This window comes from Duganella vulcania, from assembly GCF_009857655.1.
Taxonomy (GTDB): domain Bacteria; phylum Pseudomonadota; class Gammaproteobacteria; order Burkholderiales; family Burkholderiaceae_D; genus Rugamonas; species Rugamonas vulcania.
Map to the genome: position 1 here is coordinate 1 of NZ_WWCX01000106.1, position 19,806 is coordinate 19,806.

At 64.0% G+C, this 19,806-nt stretch carries 17 protein-coding genes, 1 rRNA gene and 1 riboswitch; of the genes, 3 read left to right on the forward strand and 15 right to left on the reverse strand.

Annotated elements, in window-relative coordinates; all coding sequences use genetic code 11:
* The first annotated feature begins 4 nt into the window (after positions 1-4).
* Positions 5-117 (forward strand): 5S ribosomal RNA (gene rrf / locus GTP90_RS30520).
* A gap of 139 nt (positions 118-256) precedes the next feature.
* Positions 257-2,281: an esterase-like activity of phytase family protein gene (locus tag GTP90_RS30525; RefSeq protein ID WP_161087046.1), complete on the forward strand. Its 2,025-nt coding sequence runs from the start codon at positions 257-259 to the stop codon at positions 2,279-2,281.
* Between the two features lie 33 nt (positions 2,282-2,314).
* Here GTP90_RS30525 and GTP90_RS30530 read toward each other — a convergent pair whose 3' ends face one another.
* Positions 2,315-3,721 carry a DHA2 family efflux MFS transporter permease subunit gene (locus tag GTP90_RS30530; protein ID WP_161087047.1) on the reverse strand — a complete coding sequence of 469 codons (1,407 nt, stop codon included), beginning with the start codon at positions 3,719-3,721 and terminating at the stop codon, positions 2,315-2,317.
* A 102-nt stretch (positions 3,722-3,823) separates the two neighbouring features.
* Here GTP90_RS30530 and GTP90_RS30535 point away from each other — a divergent pair, with 102 nt between their 5' ends.
* Positions 3,824-5,554: an alkaline phosphatase D family protein gene (locus GTP90_RS30535; protein WP_161087048.1), complete on the forward strand. Its 1,731-nt coding sequence runs from the start codon at positions 3,824-3,826 to the stop codon at positions 5,552-5,554.
* Here the strand turns inward: GTP90_RS30535 and bluB are convergent.
* The 14 genes from bluB to cobT form a co-directional block, all read right to left on the reverse strand.
* Positions 5,551-6,219 (reverse strand): 5,6-dimethylbenzimidazole synthase, encoded by a 669-nt coding sequence (bluB, locus tag GTP90_RS30540; RefSeq protein ID WP_161087049.1) that lies wholly within the window; start codon positions 6,217-6,219, stop codon positions 5,551-5,553. The two genes, GTP90_RS30535 and bluB, sit on opposite strands and share 4 nt — an antisense overlap.
* Positions 6,216-7,679: a cobyric acid synthase gene (locus tag GTP90_RS30545; protein WP_161087050.1), complete on the reverse strand. Its 1,464-nt coding sequence runs from the start codon at positions 7,677-7,679 to the stop codon at positions 6,216-6,218. The genes bluB and GTP90_RS30545 overlap by 4 nt, the downstream gene beginning before the upstream one ends.
* 1 nt (position 7,680) lies before the next feature.
* A complete protein-coding gene (locus GTP90_RS30550; RefSeq protein ID WP_161087051.1) occupies positions 7,681-8,568 on the reverse strand; it encodes a cobalamin-binding protein in 888 nt (295 codons plus the stop codon).
* On the reverse strand, positions 8,565-9,554 hold the full coding sequence (cobD, locus tag GTP90_RS30555) for a threonine-phosphate decarboxylase CobD (RefSeq protein ID WP_161087052.1): 990 nt from the start codon (positions 9,552-9,554) through the stop codon (positions 8,565-8,567). Before cobD ends, GTP90_RS30550 begins: the two co-directional genes overlap by 4 nt.
* A complete protein-coding gene (gene cbiB, locus GTP90_RS30560) occupies positions 9,547-10,509 on the reverse strand; it encodes an adenosylcobinamide-phosphate synthase CbiB (RefSeq protein ID WP_161087053.1) in 963 nt (320 codons plus the stop codon). Before cbiB ends, cobD begins: the two co-directional genes overlap by 8 nt.
* Positions 10,503-11,060, reverse strand: coding sequence for a bifunctional adenosylcobinamide kinase/adenosylcobinamide-phosphate guanylyltransferase (gene cobU, locus GTP90_RS30565; protein ID WP_161087054.1), 558 nt, complete (start codon positions 11,058-11,060; stop codon positions 10,503-10,505). Before cobU ends, cbiB begins: the two co-directional genes overlap by 7 nt.
* Positions 11,057-12,361 carry a cobyrinic acid a,c-diamide synthase CobB gene (locus GTP90_RS30570; RefSeq protein WP_161087055.1) on the reverse strand — a complete coding sequence of 435 codons (1,305 nt, stop codon included), beginning with the start codon at positions 12,359-12,361 and terminating at the stop codon, positions 11,057-11,059. Before GTP90_RS30570 ends, cobU begins: the two co-directional genes overlap by 4 nt.
* Entirely contained in the window at positions 12,361-12,999 is a 639-nt protein-coding gene (cobO, locus tag GTP90_RS30575; protein WP_161087056.1) for a cob(I)yrinic acid a,c-diamide adenosyltransferase, read from the reverse strand. The genes GTP90_RS30570 and cobO overlap by 1 nt, the downstream gene beginning before the upstream one ends.
* Positions 12,996-13,772 (reverse strand): ABC transporter ATP-binding protein, encoded by a 777-nt coding sequence (locus GTP90_RS30580; protein WP_161087061.1) that lies wholly within the window; start codon positions 13,770-13,772, stop codon positions 12,996-12,998. Before GTP90_RS30580 ends, cobO begins: the two co-directional genes overlap by 4 nt.
* Positions 13,772-14,794 (reverse strand): FecCD family ABC transporter permease, encoded by a 1,023-nt coding sequence (locus GTP90_RS30585; RefSeq protein ID WP_161087057.1) that lies wholly within the window; start codon positions 14,792-14,794, stop codon positions 13,772-13,774. Before GTP90_RS30585 ends, GTP90_RS30580 begins: the two co-directional genes overlap by 1 nt.
* A gap of 74 nt (positions 14,795-14,868) precedes the next feature.
* Positions 14,869-16,728, reverse strand: a complete 1,860-nt coding sequence (locus GTP90_RS30590; protein ID WP_308937326.1) for a TonB-dependent receptor domain-containing protein — start codon at positions 16,726-16,728, stop codon at positions 14,869-14,871.
* Between the two features lie 134 nt (positions 16,729-16,862).
* Positions 16,863-17,095: riboswitch (cobalamin riboswitch) on the reverse strand.
* Between the two features lie 18 nt (positions 17,096-17,113).
* Complete coding sequence (locus GTP90_RS30595; RefSeq protein WP_161087058.1) at positions 17,114-17,680, reverse strand: histidine phosphatase family protein; 567 nt, start codon at positions 17,678-17,680, stop codon at positions 17,114-17,116.
* 4 nt (positions 17,681-17,684) lie between these two features.
* A complete protein-coding gene (locus GTP90_RS30600; RefSeq protein ID WP_161087059.1) occupies positions 17,685-18,467 on the reverse strand; it encodes an adenosylcobinamide-GDP ribazoletransferase in 783 nt (260 codons plus the stop codon).
* Between the two features lie 6 nt (positions 18,468-18,473).
* A complete protein-coding gene (gene cobT / locus GTP90_RS30605; protein WP_161087060.1) occupies positions 18,474-19,505 on the reverse strand; it encodes a nicotinate-nucleotide--dimethylbenzimidazole phosphoribosyltransferase in 1,032 nt (343 codons plus the stop codon).
* Positions 19,506-19,806: the final 301 nt, after the last annotated feature.

Here is a 19,806-nt window from a genome sequence, read left to right on the forward strand (position 1 = left end):
AATGCCTGATGACCATAGCAAGTTGGTCCCACCCCTTCCCATCCCGAACAGGACCGTGAAACAACTCTGCGCCGATGATAGTGCTGCAACCAGTGTGAAAGTAGGTTATCGTCAGGCTAGTTATATAGAAAAACCCCCACCAGCCAGAACGCGCTCAAGATCGCGCTCTGTGCAGGTGGGGGTTTTTTGCGTCTGTCACATCCATGTAACGCACGGTAGCTAAACTTGCTTCTTTTTCAATCGAGGCAAGCAAAGCATGAAAAACTTTTCCCTGATTTCGCTGGCGGTGTTCTCCGTGCTGGCCGGCTGCGGTGGTAGCGATACGCCTGCGCCAGCCAAAACGCCGATGACCGGCGTGTTCCTGGACGGCGCGGTGGAGAACCTGGACTATGTCGCCGGCACCGCCGCGAAAGCCAGCACTTCGGCCAAGGGGGAGTTCACCTGCTACGCTGGCGATACCGTCAGCTTCAGCATAGGCGGCGTCGCGCTGGGCAGCGCGCCATGTGCCGCCACCATCACGCCTTTGCAGTTGGCCGGCGTGACCGACGTTAAAGATACTAAGGTGGTCAACCGCCTGCTGGCCCTGCAGCTGCTCGATGAAGACAGCGACCCATCGAACGGCATCAAGATCGTCGCCGATGTCAAAACCGCTTTGGCCGCCAAGAGCGCCGACTTCTCGTTGGACGCTGCCGCCTTCAACACCGCGATGAGCGCCAACCTGACCGCCGCCGGCGCAAAGTACGCCGTCCGCACCATCGACGATAGCCGCCGCGCGCTGGTGCGCGAGCACTTTGAAGATACGCTGGCCTCCAAGGTGGGCACGCCGGTGGCGGAGTCCTTCACGCAGAACACGCCGTTGGGCGCAGTCGCCGTCAACGTCACGCGTTATCAGGTGCAGGCTGCGGCCAGTTACTATGTGCCGTACGAAGGCAGTAACGCCAAGGTCAAGGAAGAGTTCCCGCAAGGCTTCCTGCCATCATACGGTTCGTCGCTGTCCTTCAAGGGTACCAATGCCAACGGCGACCTGGAATTCTATGGCCTGACCGACCGTGGTCCGAACGGCGACGGCCCGAATCTGCCGGCATTGACCGGCAGTGGAGTCACCGGCGCCAAGATCTTCCCGTCGCCGAGCTTCGCGCCGTCGTTCGGCGTGATCACCGTCGGTAAAACCGGCGCTGTGCTGACGTCGTCGACGCCGATCAAGGTATCGGCTGCGGTCAACGCATCCGGCCTGCCGGTGGCACCTGGCGCATTGGGCAACTCGGCCGAGCTGCCGGTGGTCGACACAATGAAGTACGACGCCTCCAGCAAGGCCACCTTCAACGCTGGAGGCCTGGATACCGAAGCGATCGTCGTCGACAAGAAGCGCAACGTGCTGTGGATCTCCGACGAATACGGCCCGTTCATCATCAAGGTCGATCCAGCCACCGGCATCATCCTCAGCAAGTACGCGCCGGGCAGCGGCCTGCCGGATATCTTCCAGAAGCGCCGCGCCAATCGCGGCATGGAAGGCCTGGCGCTGGACACCAGCACCGACAAGCTGCATGGCTTCCTGCAAAGCCCACTCACCGACGGCACTGCGGCCTACTCGGTGACCGGCAAGAACGAAGCGGTCGAACGCTACGCGCGCTTCACGCGCTGGGTGGAATTCGATCCGGTCACCGGCACCTCTGGCAAGATGTACGCATACCCGCTCGATGCCGCCGATTACCAGGACGGCCGCACCGGCAACGCCAAGTTGGGTGAGCTGGTCGCTTTGGGCAATGGCAAATTCATCGTGATCGAACAGGGCGCCGCACCAAACGGCAAAGTGTTCAACAAGTTGATGCTGGTGGAGATAGGTGCGGCGACCGACATCGCCGGCGCGTCCTACAACGCCAAGACGTCGGACCTGGAGAAGAGCAGCATGGGCGGCGTGGCGGTCAACGGCGCCGATTGGAAAACGGTGACGGCGTTGAAGAAAACCCTGCTGCTGGACTTGAACGCGATCGGCTGGCAGGCGGAGAAAGCCGAAGGCCTGACTATCGTCGACGGTAATACGCTCGCACTGGCGAACGACAACGACTTCGGCCTGAAGACCAAGATCTTCAACGCAGCCGGCGTGGCGATTGAAGACGCCGATGTCACCAAGTGCACAGTCGATGCGGCTGGCACGATCGTCACCAGTAGCGCAGCGGGGTGCAATGCCGCGAACACGATCCGTGTCGCGCGCGGCGAGGACCGTGAGCGTCCAAGCCGTCTTTGGCTGATCAAGTTCACCAAAGCGCTGACGGCGTTTTGATGCAAGGGGCGGTTCGCTGAGGCCCGCCCATCTTCAGGCGGGATTGCTGCCTTTGCTGATGCTCTCGCCATCCTCCTTGCGCAACGACCAGAAGGTCAGCGAGGACAGGATGGTGAGCACCGCCAGCGTCAGGAAGGCGTGATGGAGGGCGCCGGTGAGCGCGACACGGTTCGATTGCGGCAGGCCGCCCAGGAACCAGCCGGTAATCAGTGAACCTGTCGCCAGCCCGAAGCTCATCGACAGCTGCTGCATCGAGCTGGCCATGGTGCTGGCCATGCTGGTGTCGGCGCTATCCACGTCGGCGTAGGCGATGCTGTTCATGGCGGAGAACTGCAGCGAATTGAAGAAGCCCAGGCACAGGCTGATCATCACGATCACATATAACGGCGTCCCTTGCTGGACGAACGAATACAGGCTGATGGTCAATCCGATCAACACCGTGTTGACGGTGAGGACCTGGCGATAGCCGAAGCGGCCCAGCACCCGCACCGAGATGAACTTCATGCCCATTGCCGCGGCGGCGGACGGCATCATCAGCAGTCCCGATTGCCATGCCGGCAGTCCCAATCCAAGTTGATACAGCAGCGGTAGCAGGAAGGGCAGTCCGCCGACTCCGATACGCGTGATGAAACCTCCCATCACGGACACGCGGAAGGTGCGTATCTTGAACAGCGCCAGTCGCAGCAAGGGGAAGGCCGCATCCTTGGCGTGCCACACATAGGCCGCCAACAGGCTGCAGGCGATGAACAGCAGCACCGTGGCGGAAGTGATATCGATCTGGTGCTCGCCGAAGATCTCCAGCAGCCATGACAGCAGCGCCACGCCGGTGCCGAACAATACGAGACCGACGATATCCAGCGGACGTGCATCGTCACCATGATAGTCCGGCATATAGCGATGGGCCAGGAAGATCGCCATCGCGCCCACTGGCACGTTGACGAAGAAGATGTCGCGCCATGTGAGCCAGTGCACGATCAAGCCGCCGATCGTCGGCCCGAGCAGGGGCCCGATCAACGCCGGGATGATCACGAAATTCATCGCCGCCAGCAGTTCGGATTTGGGAAAGGTGCGGACGATGGTCAGGCGTCCGACCGGCATCATCATCGCCGCGCCCAGGCCTTGCAGCAGCCGCGCCGCCACCAGCATCGGCGAATTGACCGACAGCCCGCATAGCACCGACGCCACGGTGAATATCGCTACTGCGCTCATGAACACGCGGCGGGTGCCGAAGCGGTCGGCCATCCAGCCGCTGATCGGGATCGACACCGCCAGGCTGAGGATGTAGCTCGTGACGACCGCTTTCAAACTGAGGGGAGTCACTTGCAGACTGGCTGCCATGCTGGGAATCGCCGTGTTGACGATGGTGGAGTCCAGCTGCTCCATGAACAGGGCGGTTGCGACCACCCACGGAAGGTAGCTCTTGGCGGCGGATGTATTCATGCACACGATTGTCACACAAAAGCCACGTGGAGGTCATAGGTCATAAGGCGGTCACGAATCGGGCGTAATTTGGCGCTCATCGAAATGGCCGATGGAGTTGATATGGACGCTAAGTCGCTGTTCTTTGGTCGTCGCGGGTTTATCCGCCAGATGGGCGCCACCGCTTTGCTGGGTGTGGGCGCGGGCGCGGGTTTGGGCGGCTGCAGCAGCACCGCGGCCAGCATCGTCGACGACGCCCCGGCCGGTTTCGATCATGGGGTGGCCAGCGGCGACCCGCTCATCGACCGGGTGATCTTGTGGACCCGCGTGACGCCGCGCCGCAGCAACGACAGCGGCGACATCGCCGTCCGCTGGCAGATGGCGACCGACCCGTCCATGCAGGCAGTGGTAGCCCAGGGCAGTGTGACGACGTCGGCGCAGAAGGACTACACGGTCAAGGTGGATGCCGCGGGACTGCTGCCGGGGCATGTCTACTATTACCAGTTCGCGGTCGACGCGGTGAAGTCGGTCGTGGGGCGCACCAAGACGCTGCCACGCAGCGACGCGCGCCAGGTTCGGCTGGCGGTGTTCTCGTGTTCGAATTATCCATCCGGTTACTTCAACGTCTACGCCGATGCCGCGCGCCAGGACAACATCGACGCCGCACTGCACATCGGCGACTATATCTACGAGTACGAAAGCGACGGCTACGCCTGCGGCAATGCCGAGGCGCTTGGCCGTGTATCCGAGCCGCGCGAACTGCTGCTGCGATTGGAGGACTACCGCCGCCGCTACGCCCAGTATCGCACCGACCCCGATCTGCAGGCGGTGCATGCCTTGATGCCGTTCATCGCCGTGTGGGACGATCACGAATTCGCCGACGATACCTGGCGCGACGGCTCGGCCGAACACAAGGCTTCGGAATATGGCCCCTTCACCTTGCGCAAGGTGGCGGCCATGACCGCCTACCATGAATGGATGCCGATCCGTGCGCCCGATCCTGCGGCGCCGGAAAAAATATACCGTTCGTTCGACTTCGGCGGGGTGGTGTCGCTGCATATGCTGGATACGCGCCTCATCGGCCGTGACCAGCAATTGATGATGTCCTCCTACTACGACGAACATAAACGCTTCGATGTCGAGAAGTACAAGCACGACGTCTGTTCGCCACGCCGGCAGATGATGGGCGTCGAGCAGATGGCGTGGCTGGAGCGGCAGGTACAGGATTCCAGGGCGCGCTGGCAGATGTTGGGCCAGCAGGTGCTGATGGCGCGCATGGAGTATCCCACCGCCGTCGCCATGGGCGAGTGCAATTGCACCGACTATTCCGCCCTGAAGAAACGCGCCGCCGCCGATCCTTCCTGCGTCAGCGGCAAGGAAAAGCGCTGGCTGACCGCGCCGACGCTGCCCTGCTATATGGATTCGTGGGACGGCTACCAGAACGACCGCGAACTGGTGTTCGCCATGATGCAGCGCCATCGTAAGAACATGGTGGTGCTGGCCGGCGATACCCACAACGCCTGGGCCAGCGACCTGCATGACGCACAGGGGCGCCAGGTGGGCGTGGAGTTTGCGACGGCGTCGGTTTCGTCGCCGGGCATGGAGGGCGCCTATCCGGGCCGCGATCCGGAGGATGTCGCGAGCATGATGCTGGACTTGATCGAGCCACTGTACTATGCGCAAACCAGCAAGCGCGGTTATATGATCGTCACCGCCAGCCATGAGGAGGTGCGCTGCGACTGGCGGTTTGTCAATACCGTCTTCAAGCACGAGTTCACGGCCGCGACGGAGCGCAGCCTGCGCACCTTGCCGGGACCCGGCAACCGCAGGATCGAGGAGTGCCCCGGGGCTTAATCCGCCCCAGCCGGATTGTCCCAGCGGTCCTCGAACATGACGGCGGACAGCGGTCGGCGCTGGTCCCATTTCTCAAGCTCGAGCATCGGCGCGGTATAGAACTCGTCCACCTGGCCGACGCATAGCACGGCGATGGGTTGGCTGCCGGCCGGCATGCCACAGATGTCGCGCAGATGCTGTGGATCGAACATCGATACCCAGCCGGCGCCTATGCCTTCCGCGCGCGCGGCGAGCCAGAAGTTCTGCAGTGCGCAGGCGGCGGAGGCCAGGTCCATTTCCGGCATGGTGCGGCGGCCGAATACGTATTGATCCCGCTTGTCGATCAGGCCGACCACCAGCACCTCGGCGCAGGCCAGTATGCCTTCCACCTTGAGCTGCATGAATTCCTCGGCGCGTTTGCCGAGAGCTTCTGCGGTCTTGATGCGCTCTTCGTTCACGTGCCGGTGTATCTGCGCGCGCAGCGCGGGATTGGTGATGCGGATGAAGCGCCATGGTTGCATCAACCCGACGCTGGGACCATTGTGGGCGGCGCCGATGAAGCGCTCCAACTGTCCCGGCTCCAGCGGACCCGGTTTGAAATGGCGAACATCGCGCCGCTCGCGGATGGCGCGGTAGACGCCTTCGATTTCGGCCTGCGTGAAGGCGTGCGGGCTGGTGGCATTCATGCGGATGCCTCTGTTCGCAGCGCAAGCAGGGCGTCCAACAGCGGCTGGGCGGCGTCCGCGATACGATCCAGGCTGGCCTCGCGCAACGCGCTGGTGTCCACCGTGTTTTCCGTGTGCAGCCCGGCCCAGCGCAGCAGCGCACCGTTGGCCTGCGGTGAGTCGAACAGGCCGTGCAGGTAGGTGCCGAGGATCTGTCCATCCGCCGATCGCGCGCCTTCGGGGCGGCCGTCGATGATGAAGGCCGGCGTATCGAGCGCATCGCCGGTCGAGGTGCCCATGTGGATTTCGTAGCCGCTGACGCTGGCGTGGTTCTCGTCGAAGGCGCATACGCCCAGTACCTGCACCAGCCGTTTGTCGGCCGTCATTTCGGTGTTCATGTCGAGCAGGCCAAGTGCAGGGGAGGTGCCTGGCTTGCCCTCGATGCCCAGCGGGTCGGCCACGCTGCGGCCCAGCATCTGGAAGCCGCCGCATACGCCGATCACCTTGCCGCCATAACGCAGGTGGCGGGCAATCTGCTCCGGCCAGCCTTGGGCACGTAGCCAATCGAGATCGCCGCGCGTGTTCTTGCTGCCGGGGAGGATGATCAGGTCCGCCGCTGGAATTGGTTCGCCCTGGCGCACGAAATGCAGGTCCACGTCTGGATGGGCGCGCAGGGCATCGAAGTCCGTGTGGTTGCTCATGCGCGGGAGGCTGGGGACCACCACGCGGAACGCGCCGCGCGAAGCCTGGACCGGCTGGACCGCGTCTTCGGCGTCGAGGAACAGTCCGTGCAGATAAGGCAGCACCGCCAGCACCGGCTTGCCGGTTTGCTGTTCGAGCCATTCCAGGCCGGGTTCCAGCAGCTTGATGTCGCCACGGAATCGGTTGATGACGAAGCCGATGGTGCGGGCGCGCTCGCTCTCCGATAAACAGGACAGCGTGCCGACGATGTGCGCGAACACGCCGCCACGATCGATGTCCGCCACCAGTATCACCGGGCAGTCGACTTTCTCGGCGAAGCCCATGTTGGCGATGTCGCGGTCGCGCAGGTTGATCTCCGCCGGACTGCCGGCGCCCTCGACGACCACGCTGTCATACTGCGCCAGCAGGCGCTGGTGCGATTCCAACACCGCCTGCATGGCGATGGTCTTGTATTGGTGGTAGTCGCGCGCATTCATCTCGGCGCGCACTTTACCGTGGATGATGACCTGGGCGCCGATATCGCTCGAAGGTTTGAGCAGCACCGGGTTCATGTCGGTATGCGGCGCCACGCCAGCCGCTATGGCCTGCAGCGCCTGGGCGCGGCCGATTTCGCCGCCATCCGCCGTCACGGCGCTGTTGAGGGCCATGTTCTGCGGCTTGAATGGCGCCACACGCACGCCACGACGCTTGAGCAGCCGGCACAAGGCGGCAACGATGGTGCTCTTGCCGGCGTCGGAGGTGGTGCCCTGAACCATCAGGGTCGAATAGGGAAAGCTCATATCAGTTTTTCCGGTGCTGTCGCGCCAGTTCCAGTTTTTCGCACAAGGCGGCGGTGCCGGCGACCATGCGCGGCCCGGCGCGGTTCAGCAGTTCGCCGTCCAGCGTGAACAGGTTGTCGTTGCGGACCGCCTTCATTGTCGTGTAGGGCCGCCACAGGCTTACGCCGCCGTAGTTCTTTTCGCTGGTGCCGAAAATCGCCTCGGGATCGGCCTGCAGTACCGCTTCGTTGCTGACCACCGGCGCCGTCACCTTCAGGTCGGCGAAGATGTTGACGCCGCCGCACAGGCGCATCGCGTCGCTGACGATGGAGACGCCGTTGAGCGTGTAGAGCGGCTTGTCCCACACCTGATAGAACATGCGTACCGGCGGACGGTTGGAATATTGTTTGGCCAGCGCGGCGAACTTCTGGCGGATTTCGGCAGCGGCGGGCTGCGCGACGCTTTCGGTGCCCATCAGTTGGCCCAGGCGCTGCACGTTGTCGGCGATGCCGTCCAGTTTTGTCGGCTCGCTGTGGAACATCGGGATGTTCAATTGGCGCAGCGTTTCGATCTGGCGTTCGGAGGAGCCGTGCATCCAGATGACGATCAGGTCCGGCTTCATGGCGATGATGCGTTCCATGTCGACCTGGCGATTGTCGCCAACGCGCGGGAGCTTTTTGGCCGCTTCCGGGTAGTCGCTGTAGGTGACAGCGCCGACGATCTTGTCGCCGCCGCCGGCCGCGTACAGCAGCTCCGTCACGTGCGGCGCCATGGCGATGACGCGCTGAGCGGGCTTTTGCAACGTGACGACATTGCCGTCGTCGTCGCGCACGGTGATGGCGGCGCCGGCGTTGGCAGCCATCGCCAGCGCCGTCAGGACGGCCAGTAGTTTGCATGTCGGTTTGTTCACGTGTGTTCCTGGTTGGTCCATTCGTTTAGCGCTGTCTCCAGCCGTTGCCAACCTTCTTCGTCGGGCGGCAGGCCTAGCCGGATGCCGCGCGCGGCTTGTTTGAACAGCCGCACCCAGACGCCGCGTTCCGCCATGTGCTGCCAGAAGGCTTCTGCGCGGTCCTCGCTCCACCATTGGAATAGCGAGGTGCCGGCCGAACGGATGTCGTGCGCCGCAAGCAGTTGGCGCAGGCGTTCGCCGCTTGCCAGAAGCTGGTTGAGCGTGCGCTCTTGCCATGCCCTGTCGCGCAGGGCGGCGAGGGCGATGTGCTGGGCGGGGCCGCTGACGGCCCAGGGGCCCAGCAGGTCCGCCAGATCGCGCAGCAGGTCGGAATGCGCGGCCACAAATCCCAGCCGGATACCGGCTAGTCCGAAAAATTTCCCGACCGAGCGCAGGACGATCAGGCCGGGACGTCCGCTATGGGCCGCGACGCTGTTGTGCTGCGCCGTGTCGCCGAAGGCTTCGTCGGCCACCAGCCATCCGCCACGTGCCGCCAACTGGTCTGCCCATTGCAGCAGCTGGGCGGCGGGGACGGTGGCGCCGGTAGGATTGTTTGGATTACAGATCACCATGACGTCGCTGTTCGCGACAGCCGCATCCAGCGCGTCGTACGGCGTTTGCGTGAGCGTGTGTCCGTGGTCGTTCCAGTGGTGCGCGTGTTCTGCGTAGGACGGTGCGGCCACGGTCACACGCGAGGGCTTGCGCAATCGGGGCAGCGCCTGGATCGCGGCCTGCGTTCCGGCGACCGGCAGCATCAGCGGCGCGCCGTAGTAGGCGGCAGCGGCCAGCGCCAGTTCGGGATCGGCTTCGGGCAAGCGGTGCCACGCATTGCCCGGCAGCGCGGGTGCGGGATACCAATGGGGATTGATGCCGGTCGAGAGGTCCAGCCAGTCGTCGCGGCCGAAACGCAGCGCGGCGTCGCGCAGGTTGCCGCCGTGTTCAAGCATGCGCGAACCCCATCCAGATGGCGACGGCGCAGGCGATGGCCAGCCACAACGCCGTGGTGCGAGCGACCAGCCGCCATGCGCGGCTGATGTCGGTGCCGGTGGCGGGCAGACCTTCGCCCAGCGGCGGGCGGTGCTCCACTTCGCCGTCGTAGATGGCGGCGCCGCCAAGCTGCACGCCAAGCGCGCCGGCACCGCTGGACATGACCGGTCCCGCATTCGGGCTGCTCCAGGCTGGGGCTTGCGTGCGCCAGCAATGCCAGGCGCGCAGCTTGCCATGAACGCCGGATGCCAGCAGCACATAGGAGAGGGCGGTCAGGCGCGCAGGGATGTAGTTAAGCGCGTCGTCGACGCGGGCGGCGGTGCAGCCGAATTGCAGCAGCCGCGCCGTGCGATAGCCCCACATCGCATCGAGCGTATTCGCCATGCGGAACATCACCGCACCGGGGCCACCGGCGATGATGAACCAGAACAGGGTGCCGAAGACGGCGTCGTTACCATTTTCAAGCAGGGATTCCGCGCTGGCTTTGGTCAGTTCGATTTCGCTGGCGCTGGTGGTGTCGCGGCTGACGATGCGGGCGGTCAGCAGGCGGGCGTTGGGGAGGTCGTTCTGTGCCAGCGCGTCGGCGATAGGCAGGTTGTGGTCGCGCAGGCTGCGCAGGCCAAGGCAGAAGTAAAGCATGATGGCGTGGGCCATCCACGGCAGCGAGCCGTTGGTACCCATCAGCCGGACCAGCAGTGCGGCGAGGGCGGTCAGCGGCAGCACGGCCAGTGTCCAGGCCAACACGCCGCGCCAGAAGCGCTGGCCGCCGCGGTTGAGACGCCGCTCCAGCGCCATCGCCAGATTGCCGAATCCGACCAGCGGATGCCAGCGGCGCGTTTCGCCCAGCATCAGGTCAAGCGCTACGCCCGCCACCATCAGCAAGGCGATGACGCCAAAACTTAAACTTGTCAGCACGGCGCTCCTTTTAGCACCAGCGGCAAGCCGGCGGCGACGAAGACCGCGCGGTCGCACAGGGCGGCCATTGCCTGGTTCAGGCGTCCCTGTTCGTCCACGAAGCAGCGGGAGATCGCGCCGAAAGGCATGATTCCCATGCCGACTTCGTTCGATACCAGCACCACGTCGCTGGCGCACTTGGTCAGCGCGCTGGCCAGCATGTCCTGCTGCTCGTGGAAGAGCGCGGGCAGCGTGATCTCGCCGACGTCCGGATACTGTTCGCCGCCGCTGAACAGCAGGTTGCTGAGCCAGAGCGTCAGGCAGTCGACCAGGATCAGGCGGTCCGGCGAGGACCAGCGCAGCAACTGGTTGCCCAGTGCCAGCGGCTCCTCCACCGTGGTCCATTCGCTCGGCCGGCCGGCGCGATGATGTGCTATGCGGGTGGCCATTTCGGCGTCGCCGGCGGAGGCCGTGGCGATGTAGACGACTTCCTTGCCCGACTCGATCGCCAGGCGGTCCGCATATCCGCTTTTACCGGAGCGTACGCCCCCGAGAACCAATGTACGTGTCATGCTGCGCTCCTTGAAAACAGGGCGGCGGCGGCCGCCGGATTGGATGGAAAGTAAGCGTGAAAATACGACGCCTTCAGGGAGCCTACGCGATACCAGGCCTCACCCTGAACGGCGGATGGATGTTTGATAGTGTACGCCGTTGGCTCCGCCGCTGTCTCCAGCTTGGAGTAATGGAACGTGTGGCCGCGCAGGACGCCGTGTTCCGTCGTCAGTCCCTGCGAACCGAGGCCCGCAAGGCGTGCTTGCATCGCCACCGCGCCGGGCAGCACGCCTGCCATGGGCCACACTGCGCCTGCCTGGTCGGCAAGGGTGCCGGCCAGTGCCATCATGCCGCCGCATTCTGCGACGATGGGGATACCGGCTGCGTGGGCCGCGCGGATCGATGCTTGCCATATGGCTGCTTGCGACAGCGCCTCCGCATGCAGCTCGGGATAACCGCCCGGCAGATAGACGGCGTTCGCTTCCGGCGGCACGGGCTCATTGGCCAGCGGCGAGAAGAACGTCAGCGTCGCGCCCAGCTGGCGCAGGGTATCCAGGTTGGCTGGATAAATGAACATGAAGGCCGGATCACGCGCGACCGCGATGTTTTGCCCTGCAAGCAGCGGTGCTTGCGGCTCCGTGGCTGGCGGAATCTCGATGCGTACGGGCGGCAGTCGCGCCCATGCCGCTTCGTCGAACACCAGCTGGTCCGCCAGATTGTCGAGCAGCTGCTCGATGTCGACGACTTCGCCGGGCAGCACCAGGCCGAGGTGGCGCTCGGGCAGTGACTTGGGCTGGCGCGGCAAGGTTGCGAACAGAGGGATGTCTCGCAGGGAGGCCGCCACCATCTTGGCGTGGCCTTCGCTGGCGACGCGGTTGGCGATCACGCCCGCCATCTCCACCGGGCCATAGTCGCGCAGGCCGTGAACCAGCGCGCCAGCGGTTTGCGCCATGGCGCCGGCGTCGATCACCGCCATCACCGGCACGCCGAATTCGCGCGACAGGTCGGCGGACGACGGCGTGCCGTCGTACAGGCCCATGACGCCTTCGATCAGGATCACATCCGCTTCGGCGGCGGCCTGCGCCAGCTGGCTGCGGCACAGTTCATGGCCGACCATCCAAAGGTCCAATGAGCGCACCGGCGCGCCGCTGGCGCGTTCCAGCAGCATCGGGTCGATGAAATCCGGGCCGCATTTGAACACGCGTACCCGCTTGCCCTGCCGTACCAGCTTGCGCGCCAGCGCTGCGGTCACCGTGGTCTTTCCCTGGCCGGAGGATACGGCCGCCACCAGCACGGCCTTGACGTCGATATGTGCAGCCATTACCACTCGGTGCCTAGTTGCGCGCCGATGCCTGCCTTAAATGCGTGCTTGACGACTTCCATCTCGGTGACGGTATCGGCGATGGCGATCAGCTCCGGCGGCGCGCCACGTCCGGTGATGACGACATGCTGCATCGGCGGGCGGGCCAGCAGATCGTTGATGACGGTGTCCACATCCAGGTAGCGGTACTTCAGGGCGATATTGAGTTCGTCAAACAGCACCAGGCCGATTTCGGGATCGGCCAGGAAGCGCTTCGCCTGCTCCCATGCCAGCTGCGCCTTTTCGATATCGCGCTCGCGATTCTGGGTTTCCCAGGTATAGCCTTCTCCCATCGAATGGAAGCTGACCTCCATCGGGAAGCGGCGCAGGAACAGCTCTTCTCCGGTCTGCATAGCGCCTTTGATGAACTGGACCACGCCCACCTTCATGCCGTGGCCCATGGCGCGCATCACCATGCCGAAGCCGCTGGAGCTTTTGCCCTTGCCGTTGCCGGTGTTGACGATGATGATGCCGATCTCTTTGTCGGCGGCGGCGATCTTGGCGTCGATGATGGCCTTCTTGCGCTCCATGCGAACGCGATGGCGCTCGTTCAGCGCTGCGGTCTGCTCGTCGATGCCGTCGTTATTTTGTTGAGTCATGCTGGGTCCTCCTCCGTGGGAATGAAGATACTGCGCTTGCCATGCTGGATGATGTCGATCGGATGCCCGAGGTAGTCGCCCAGGATATCGGCCCGCATCACCTCCGCCGTGGTGCCGGCCAGCCAGCGGCCGTCGCCCTTCAGCAGCAGCGCGTGGGTGGAGACGCTGTGCGCCAGCGTCAGGTCGTGGCCGATCATCACCGCGGTCTTGCCCTGGTCGCGGCACAAGCGCGCCAGGAGGCTCATAACGCTGACCTGGTGCGCCAGGTCCAGCGCATTGGCAGGTTCGTCGAGCAGCAGCAGCGGCGTGTCCTGCGCCAGCATGGCGGCGATGGCGACGCGCTGCCGTTCACCGCCGGACAAGGTGCGTACATCGCGCTCGGCCAGTTCGGCCACTTCCATAGCCTCCAGCGATTTCAGGGCGATGGCGTGATCGTCGCTGCCTTCCCAATACCGATTGCCGTGGTAGGGGTGGCGGGCCGACAGCACGGTTTCAATCACGCTGTAGGCGAAGGCGTCGCTGCGGCTTTGCGCCAGGAAGGCGCGCTGGCGCGCCAGTTCGGTCAGCGGCCAGTCGGCCAGGGCGCGGTTCTGGATGGTGACATACCCGCCGTCCGGGTTGCGCAGGCCGGCCAGGGTTTTCAAGAGAGTGCTTTTGCCGGCGCCGTTGCGGCCGATGACGCTCCAGCATTCGCCTTCGCGCACCCGCCAGTTCAGGTCCGCGACCAGCTGGCGCTGGCCGATTTTCAGGGAGAGGTCGTGGGTACTGATCATCATTTGCGCAGCCGGTGCAGTTGATACAGGAAGATCGGTGCGCCTATCAGGGAGGTGATCACACCCACCGGCAACTGTTGCGGCGCGATGATGGTGCGGGCCAGCGTGTCGGCCAGCAGCAGGAAGGTGCCGCCGGTCAGCGTAGCCGCCGGGATCAGCACGCGGTGGTCGGCGCCGACGGCGAAGCGGCAGGCGTGCGGCACGATCAGGCCGACGAATCCCACGCTCCCGGCGCTGGTGACGGCGCTGGCGGTCAGCAGGCCGGAAGCGAAGAACAAACCCTTGCGCAGCGCGCCGACACGGATGCCCAGCGTGGCGGCGGCTTCGGCGTGCAATGCCATCACGTTCATGGAGCGGGCGCTGCGCACGGCGAATACCAGGCCGCAGGCCAAGACGATCCATGGCATCGCGCGCGATGGCGCGCCGGCCAGGTCTCCGATCATCCAGAAGATCATGCTGCGCAAGCGGCTTTCGGGGGCAATGGAGAGCATCAGCGTCACCAGCGCCATGCAGGCGGAGGACAGGATCACGCCGGTCAACAGCAGCAGCGCGGTGCCGCCTTCGCCGGCCGTACCGCCGCGCAGGTCGCGCCGGGCCAGCAGGTACAACATCATCGCAATGGCGACGGCGCCGCCGAAGGCCGAGGCATCGACCATCCAGATGGCGCAGCCGAACAGCATCGCGGCCAAGGCGCCGACGGAGGCGCCAGCGGAAATGCCCAACACATAAGGGTCGGCCAGCGGGTTGCGCAGCAGCGCCTGCATCATCACGCCTGTCAGCGATAGCGCCGCGCCGGTGACGAAGGCGGTCAGTGCGCGGCTCACGCGCAGATCGAGCAGGGTGGAGGCCAGTGTGTTGGTCTGGCCGTGCAGCAGGTCATTGACTGCTGCGGGAATATCGGAGAGGGGAATCGAGACCGAACCGGTCATGCCCGAAAAAACCAGGCTGGCAAACGCGAACAGCACCAGCACCGTCAGGGTGACGGTGGCGCGTTGTCGCAGATTGCGGGAGAAAGAATGCATGCACTGCTTTCAAAAAGAGGCTGCCGGGCGCTCGGCGGATGCGCTTCCCGCCCGGCAGGTTACACCATTACTGCTTACTTGTAGCCGTAGCGGATGCCGGCAAACAGCTTGGACATCGGCGTGGTGTAGTTGCGCGCCAGGTCGTACTGTTTGTCGCCGATATTGTTCCAGCGGACCAGCGCCGACCAGTCGCGGTTGAAGTGGTAAGTCGCGTACAGATTTACCAGGCCATAGCCGCCCATGCGGACGGTATTGGCAGTGTCTTCGTAGCGGTCGCCGGACAGTTCGATCTCCACACCGGCCTTCAGGGCGCCGGCGCTGTAGTCTGCCATCAGGTTGCCGTGCTTTTTGGCGCGGCGCTGCAAGCGCTTGCCGCTGGTTTCGTCCTTTGGATCCTGCAGGTCGATGTTGGCGGACAGGTTGAAGCGGCCCAGCTGCTGGTTGGCGGCCATGGTCAGGCCTTCGAGCAGCGCGTGGTTGACGTTGTAGGCGCAGCCGTAGGAATAGTTGCCGGCGTACGGGCATGGCGTCGTGTTCACCAGGAGGTCGGTCAGGCGGTTGTGGTAGTAGCTTGCGCTCAGCGCGGTGGTGCCGTTGTCGTAGCGCAGACCGATTTCGGCGTTCTTGCCCAGTTCCGGCTTATTTTTGTCATTGCCGTAGCCTGGGTAGTACAGTTCATTGAAGGTTGGTGCGCGGAAGCTGGTGCCATAGCTGGCGGTGGCGCGCAACGCCTGCGTGAAGGTGTAGCCATAGCCAATGGAGCCGGTGTTCTTCCCACCATAGACCGATTTATCGCGGCGCACGCTGGCGTTGAACAGGTTGTCGCCGCGGCGGGCGTTGTACGAGGCCGCCAGCGAGTTGGTGGTGCGCTGCGAAGCGTCCAGCGCGAAGCCGCTGGTCTGCACTTCTTCCTTGCGATGGTCGTACAGCAGTTGCAGCACGTCGGCGCCGATCTGCACATCATTCTGCCAGGTGAAGTCGGTTTGCTTGGTGTTGACCTGCGAGTAGCCGAACGAATCGGCGCTGCTGTAATTGGCGCCATCGTCCTTGGCCTGCGAGTACTGCACCAGGCTTTGCCAGGTTGGCAGGATCTGGTTCTTGCTGTAGATGGAGGCATTTTCGAGCTTCGCGTGCGAGCGCACGTCATAGGGCCCGGCGCCGTAGTCGTACTGCGAATCGAGTTTGCTATGCAGGAGCATCGCGCCTACTTCGTGGCCTTCGGCCAGGCGCAGGCTGAATTGCGCCGCTGCGCTTTCGCGGTCGTAGCCATCCTTGTCGGCGTTGTAGGACTTGCCAATGGTTGGGCGGGTGGCCGAGAAGCCGTCTGACTTTTCCTTGCCTGCGCTGATTGCGTAGCTGATGCTGTGTTCACCGCCGGTGGCGCCGGAGACCGAAACATCGCCCTCGCGGGTGTTGTCGGTGCCATAACCCGCGAAGGCGGTGAATGCTGGCGCGCCCATGCCCTTCTTGGTGAAGATCTGGATCACGCCGCCGATGGCGTCGGCGCCGTACAGGGAGCTCAGTGGGCCGTAGACGATCTCGATATGGTCGATGGAGGTCAGCGGCAGGGCGCTCCAGTTGGCGGCGCCGGTGGTCGACGAGCCGATACGCACGCCGTCAACCAGGACCACGTTCTGGTTGCTGTTGGCGCCGCGGATAAACACGGTGGAGTTGGTGCCTGGGCCGCCGGTGCGGGCGATCTCGATGCCGCGCTGGCGTTGCAGCAGGTCGACAATGGAGCCGGCGCCGGATTCGGCGATCTGCTCGGCGCTGATGGTGACGCTATCGCTGATCACATCGGCCAGTGGCTGGGCGCTGCGGGTGGCGGTGACCAGCACGGTGCCGGCGATGGGTTCTGCGTGAGCGTAGGAGGCGGCCATTGCCAGTGCCAGCGACGTCAGGGCCGCCGGACGGGAAATACGAAGATTCATCATGTAGTTTTTCTGTTAATAGCAACCGGCCGACGTCCCCGTGGGCCAGATTGAACAGAAGCGGAAAACCGGACGATGCATGCAGCGGAGCGCCGATACCAACGCCGGCTCCTTCCGTTCGCGCACATCCCGTTCGCTCACTTCCACCTGATTTGGCCGGTATCCGGGCTGGCAAGTTAGACCTTCTCACCTTCCCATGCGGAGCACAGTGGTTTGTCAGAGGAGGACTGTCGCGCATGCGCTGCGACACTTGCTTACCGTTGCGGGGGCAGCACACGTGGGCCTTGGTCTAGTGGACCAGTAGCTTCGTGTTTCCCGTTTAACTGCGCATCTGGACAGACGCGCGGGCACCAAAACCCCGCCATTATACGGGTTTGCGCTCCGAAGGTCATTGGCCGGAGGTTTGGCTTTGCAGGATCAGCGTGGCGCCGTAGCCGATTTGATGCGGATGCCGCGCCGCCTGCAGCGCCATCGCGGCAGGCGCCAGGCCTGTGTGGCAGGCGGACAGCAAGCGCATTGCGCCGGCATGGCAGATGATGATGGCATCGCGTTGCTGGCGCTGGAGGTCAGCATGGAAAGCGGCGACGCGGCCGGCCATTTGCAGCACACTTTCGCCGCCGCCGGGGCGGTAGTTGACCAGGTCCGCGGCCCAGGCGTCGATGTCGGCGCGCGGGATGTCGTCCCAGGGACGCATTTCCCAATCGCCGAAGTCGATTTCGGCGATGCGGGCGTCCAGCAGTGGGGCCGGTGATTGCAGCAGCGGCGCCAGCTCCGCTGCGAGCGTGGTGCAGCGTTGCAGTGGGCTGCTATATAAGGGCAGGCCGCGGGGCAGCGCGGCCGACAGCGCCGTCAGCGTTCTCGCCAGCTGATCCTCTGATACGGCGAGGTCGCTGCGGCCGTAGCAAACGCCGGTGGCAACCAGCGGCTGCGGATGACGGACTAGTATCAGGCGCATGGCGTTACCAAGGCAGTGCGCCGTGGCGCATGCTGGCCAATACGCACAGGTAGAACGCCGCTTCGCTGAGCTGTTGTACGGCGCCGAGGCAGTCGCCTGTGTAGCCCGCGATACGGCGAACGAACTTGCGGGCCAGCCAGGCGGTGGCGATGGCGCCGGCGGCGACTCCGGTTGCCAGCGCGCTCAATGTGATCCAACCGCAGGCGATCATCGCGAACGCTGGAATGGCGGTGGAGGCGGCGGCCAGTGAAAATTCGGCGCCACTCATTTTTTGCGCCAGCGGTTTGGCCTTGCCTTCCGCACGCGCGTAGTCGAGTCGCCAGATCAGCGAGGTTGCCATCAGGCGCGATAGCGGATGGGCGACAAACAACGCGGCGATCGCCGTGAGGGGAGGCAGCATCGACAGCGCCGCGCACTTGGTGGCGAGCAGGCAGATGATGCCGATCGCGCCGTATGCGCCGATGCGCGAATCCTTCATGATCTCCAGCACGCGGTCCGGCGTCATGCCGCCGCCGAAGCCGTCGCACATATCGGCAAAGCCGTCTTCATGGAAGGCCCCGGTGGCGTAGATGCCGGCGGCGGTCGACAGCAGCACCGCGACCGGGGCTGGCAGGATCCACGCCGCCAGCGCGTATACGCCGGCGGTGATGGCCGCCACCACAACGCCGACCAGCGGGAAATAGCGCGACGCCTGATTCAGCCAGGCGGGATCGAAGCCCACCCAGCCGGGAATCGGCAGGCGGGTAAAGAACTGCAGCGCGGTGAAGAACAGGCGTAGCTGATGCACGGCGCGTTACTCGGACTTCTCGCTGACCTGGGCCGATTCGAAGGTGGCCATCTGGTTCAGGAAGTTGACCGACGCATGCAGCAGCGGCAGCGCCAGTGCGCAGCCGGTGCCTTCGCCCAGGCGCAGGCCCAGGTTCAACAGCGGCTTCGCACCCAGCGCGGCCAGCATCTGCTGGTGGCCGTTTTCGTTTGAGCAGTGGGCGAAGACGCAGTAGTCCAGGATCGCCGGTTGCAGGCGGGCCGCGACCAGCAGTGCGCTGGTGACGATGAAGCCATCGATCAGCAGTACTTTACGCAGTTCGGCCGCTTTCAGCATGGCGCCGACCATCATGGCGATTTCCAGCCCGCCGAAGGTGGCCAGTATGTCCAGTGGTTCGGTGACGTCGTGCTTTGACGCCGCCGCTTCGATCACGCGCTGCTTATGTAGCACGCCTTCCGCTGACAGGCCGGTACCGGCGCCGACGCATTGGGCGGCCGGGATGCCTGTGAGTTTGTGCATCAACGCTGCTGCGGTGGTGGTGTTCCCGATACCCATCTCGCCGAAGCCGACCACATTGCCGTTCAATTCGGCGGCCAGGGCCATGCCGGCAGACAGTGCGGCCTCGCAGATGGCGCGGCTCATTGCTGGTTCGTGCGCGAAGTTCTGCGTGCCGTGTGCCAGCTTGCGATCAGTCAGGCCTTCGCGCGGGCCGAAGTCGTGATTGACGCCGGCATCGATGACGCGCAGTTCGCAGTTGTTTTGCGTCGCAAAGACATTGATGGCGGCGCCGCGTGCCAGGAAGTTCTCTACCATCTGCCAAGTCACATCTTGCGGGTAGGCGGAGATGCCTTCCGCGACCACACCGTGATCGGCGGCGAACACCAGTATGGCCGGCTGCGTGATCGCGACGTCGCGCGTGTTCTGTATCAGGCCTATTTGCTTGGCCAGGGACTCCAGTACGCCCAGGCTACCCAGCGGCTTGGTCTTATTGTTGATGGCCTTGTCCAGCAGGGCGGCCAGTGTCTCGTTATTAGTAGCAGGGATAGTTGGAATAAACATATGGGCGACTTATAAATCGGAGAAGCCGCTATTTTACTCTTGCAAGCTGCGGCTGCTCTTGCTATAGTTCGCCTCCCCGCAAAACGCAGCATGCAAATGCAGCGAAGAGCGGAGAAAAAAACAGGCTTGACGAGATAAACGAAACACTTCATAATCTTGCCTCTTCGCTGACGGACACAACGCTTCTTCAGCAAGCAGTACCGAATAAAGTTCTTTAAAAATTAACAGTCGATAAGTGTGGACGTTTGATGAAAGTGCACAGCAGACTAGTTCTGCTGATACTTAAAATATCAAATGTTCA

Excerpts from the sequence above, each read along its gene's own strand:
- GTP90_RS30525 (WP_161087046.1), top strand. The coding sequence starts at position 257 with ATGAAAAACTTTTCCCTGATTTCGCTGGCGGTGTTCTCCGTGCTGGCC.
- GTP90_RS30530 (WP_161087047.1), bottom strand. The coding sequence starts at position 3,721 with ATGAATACATCCGCCGCCAAGAGCTACCTTCCGTGGGTGGTCGCAACC.
- GTP90_RS30535 (WP_161087048.1), top strand. The coding sequence starts at position 3,824 with ATGGACGCTAAGTCGCTGTTCTTTGGTCGTCGCGGGTTTATCCGCCAG.
- bluB (WP_161087049.1), bottom strand. The coding sequence starts at position 6,219 with ATGAATGCCACCAGCCCGCACGCCTTCACGCAGGCCGAAATCGAAGGC.
- GTP90_RS30545 (WP_161087050.1), bottom strand. The coding sequence starts at position 7,679 with ATGAGCTTTCCCTATTCGACCCTGATGGTTCAGGGCACCACCTCCGAC.
- cobD (WP_161087052.1), bottom strand. The coding sequence starts at position 9,554 with ATGCTTGAACACGGCGGCAACCTGCGCGACGCCGCGCTGCGTTTCGGC.
- cobU (WP_161087054.1), bottom strand. The coding sequence starts at position 11,060 with ATGACACGTACATTGGTTCTCGGGGGCGTACGCTCCGGTAAAAGCGGA.
- GTP90_RS30570 (WP_161087055.1), bottom strand. The coding sequence starts at position 12,361 with ATGGCTGCACATATCGACGTCAAGGCCGTGCTGGTGGCGGCCGTATCC.
- cobO (WP_161087056.1), bottom strand. The coding sequence starts at position 12,999 with ATGACTCAACAAAATAACGACGGCATCGACGAGCAGACCGCAGCGCTG.
- GTP90_RS30580 (WP_161087061.1), bottom strand. The coding sequence starts at position 13,772 with ATGATCAGTACCCACGACCTCTCCCTGAAAATCGGCCAGCGCCAGCTG.
- GTP90_RS30585 (WP_161087057.1), bottom strand. The coding sequence starts at position 14,794 with ATGCATTCTTTCTCCCGCAATCTGCGACAACGCGCCACCGTCACCCTG.
- GTP90_RS30590 (WP_308937326.1), bottom strand. The coding sequence starts at position 16,728 with ATGATGAATCTTCGTATTTCCCGTCCGGCGGCCCTGACGTCGCTGGCA.
- GTP90_RS30595 (WP_161087058.1), bottom strand. The coding sequence starts at position 17,680 with ATGCGCCTGATACTAGTCCGTCATCCGCAGCCGCTGGTTGCCACCGGC.
- cobT (WP_161087060.1), bottom strand. The coding sequence starts at position 19,505 with ATGTTTATTCCAACTATCCCTGCTACTAATAACGAGACACTGGCCGCC.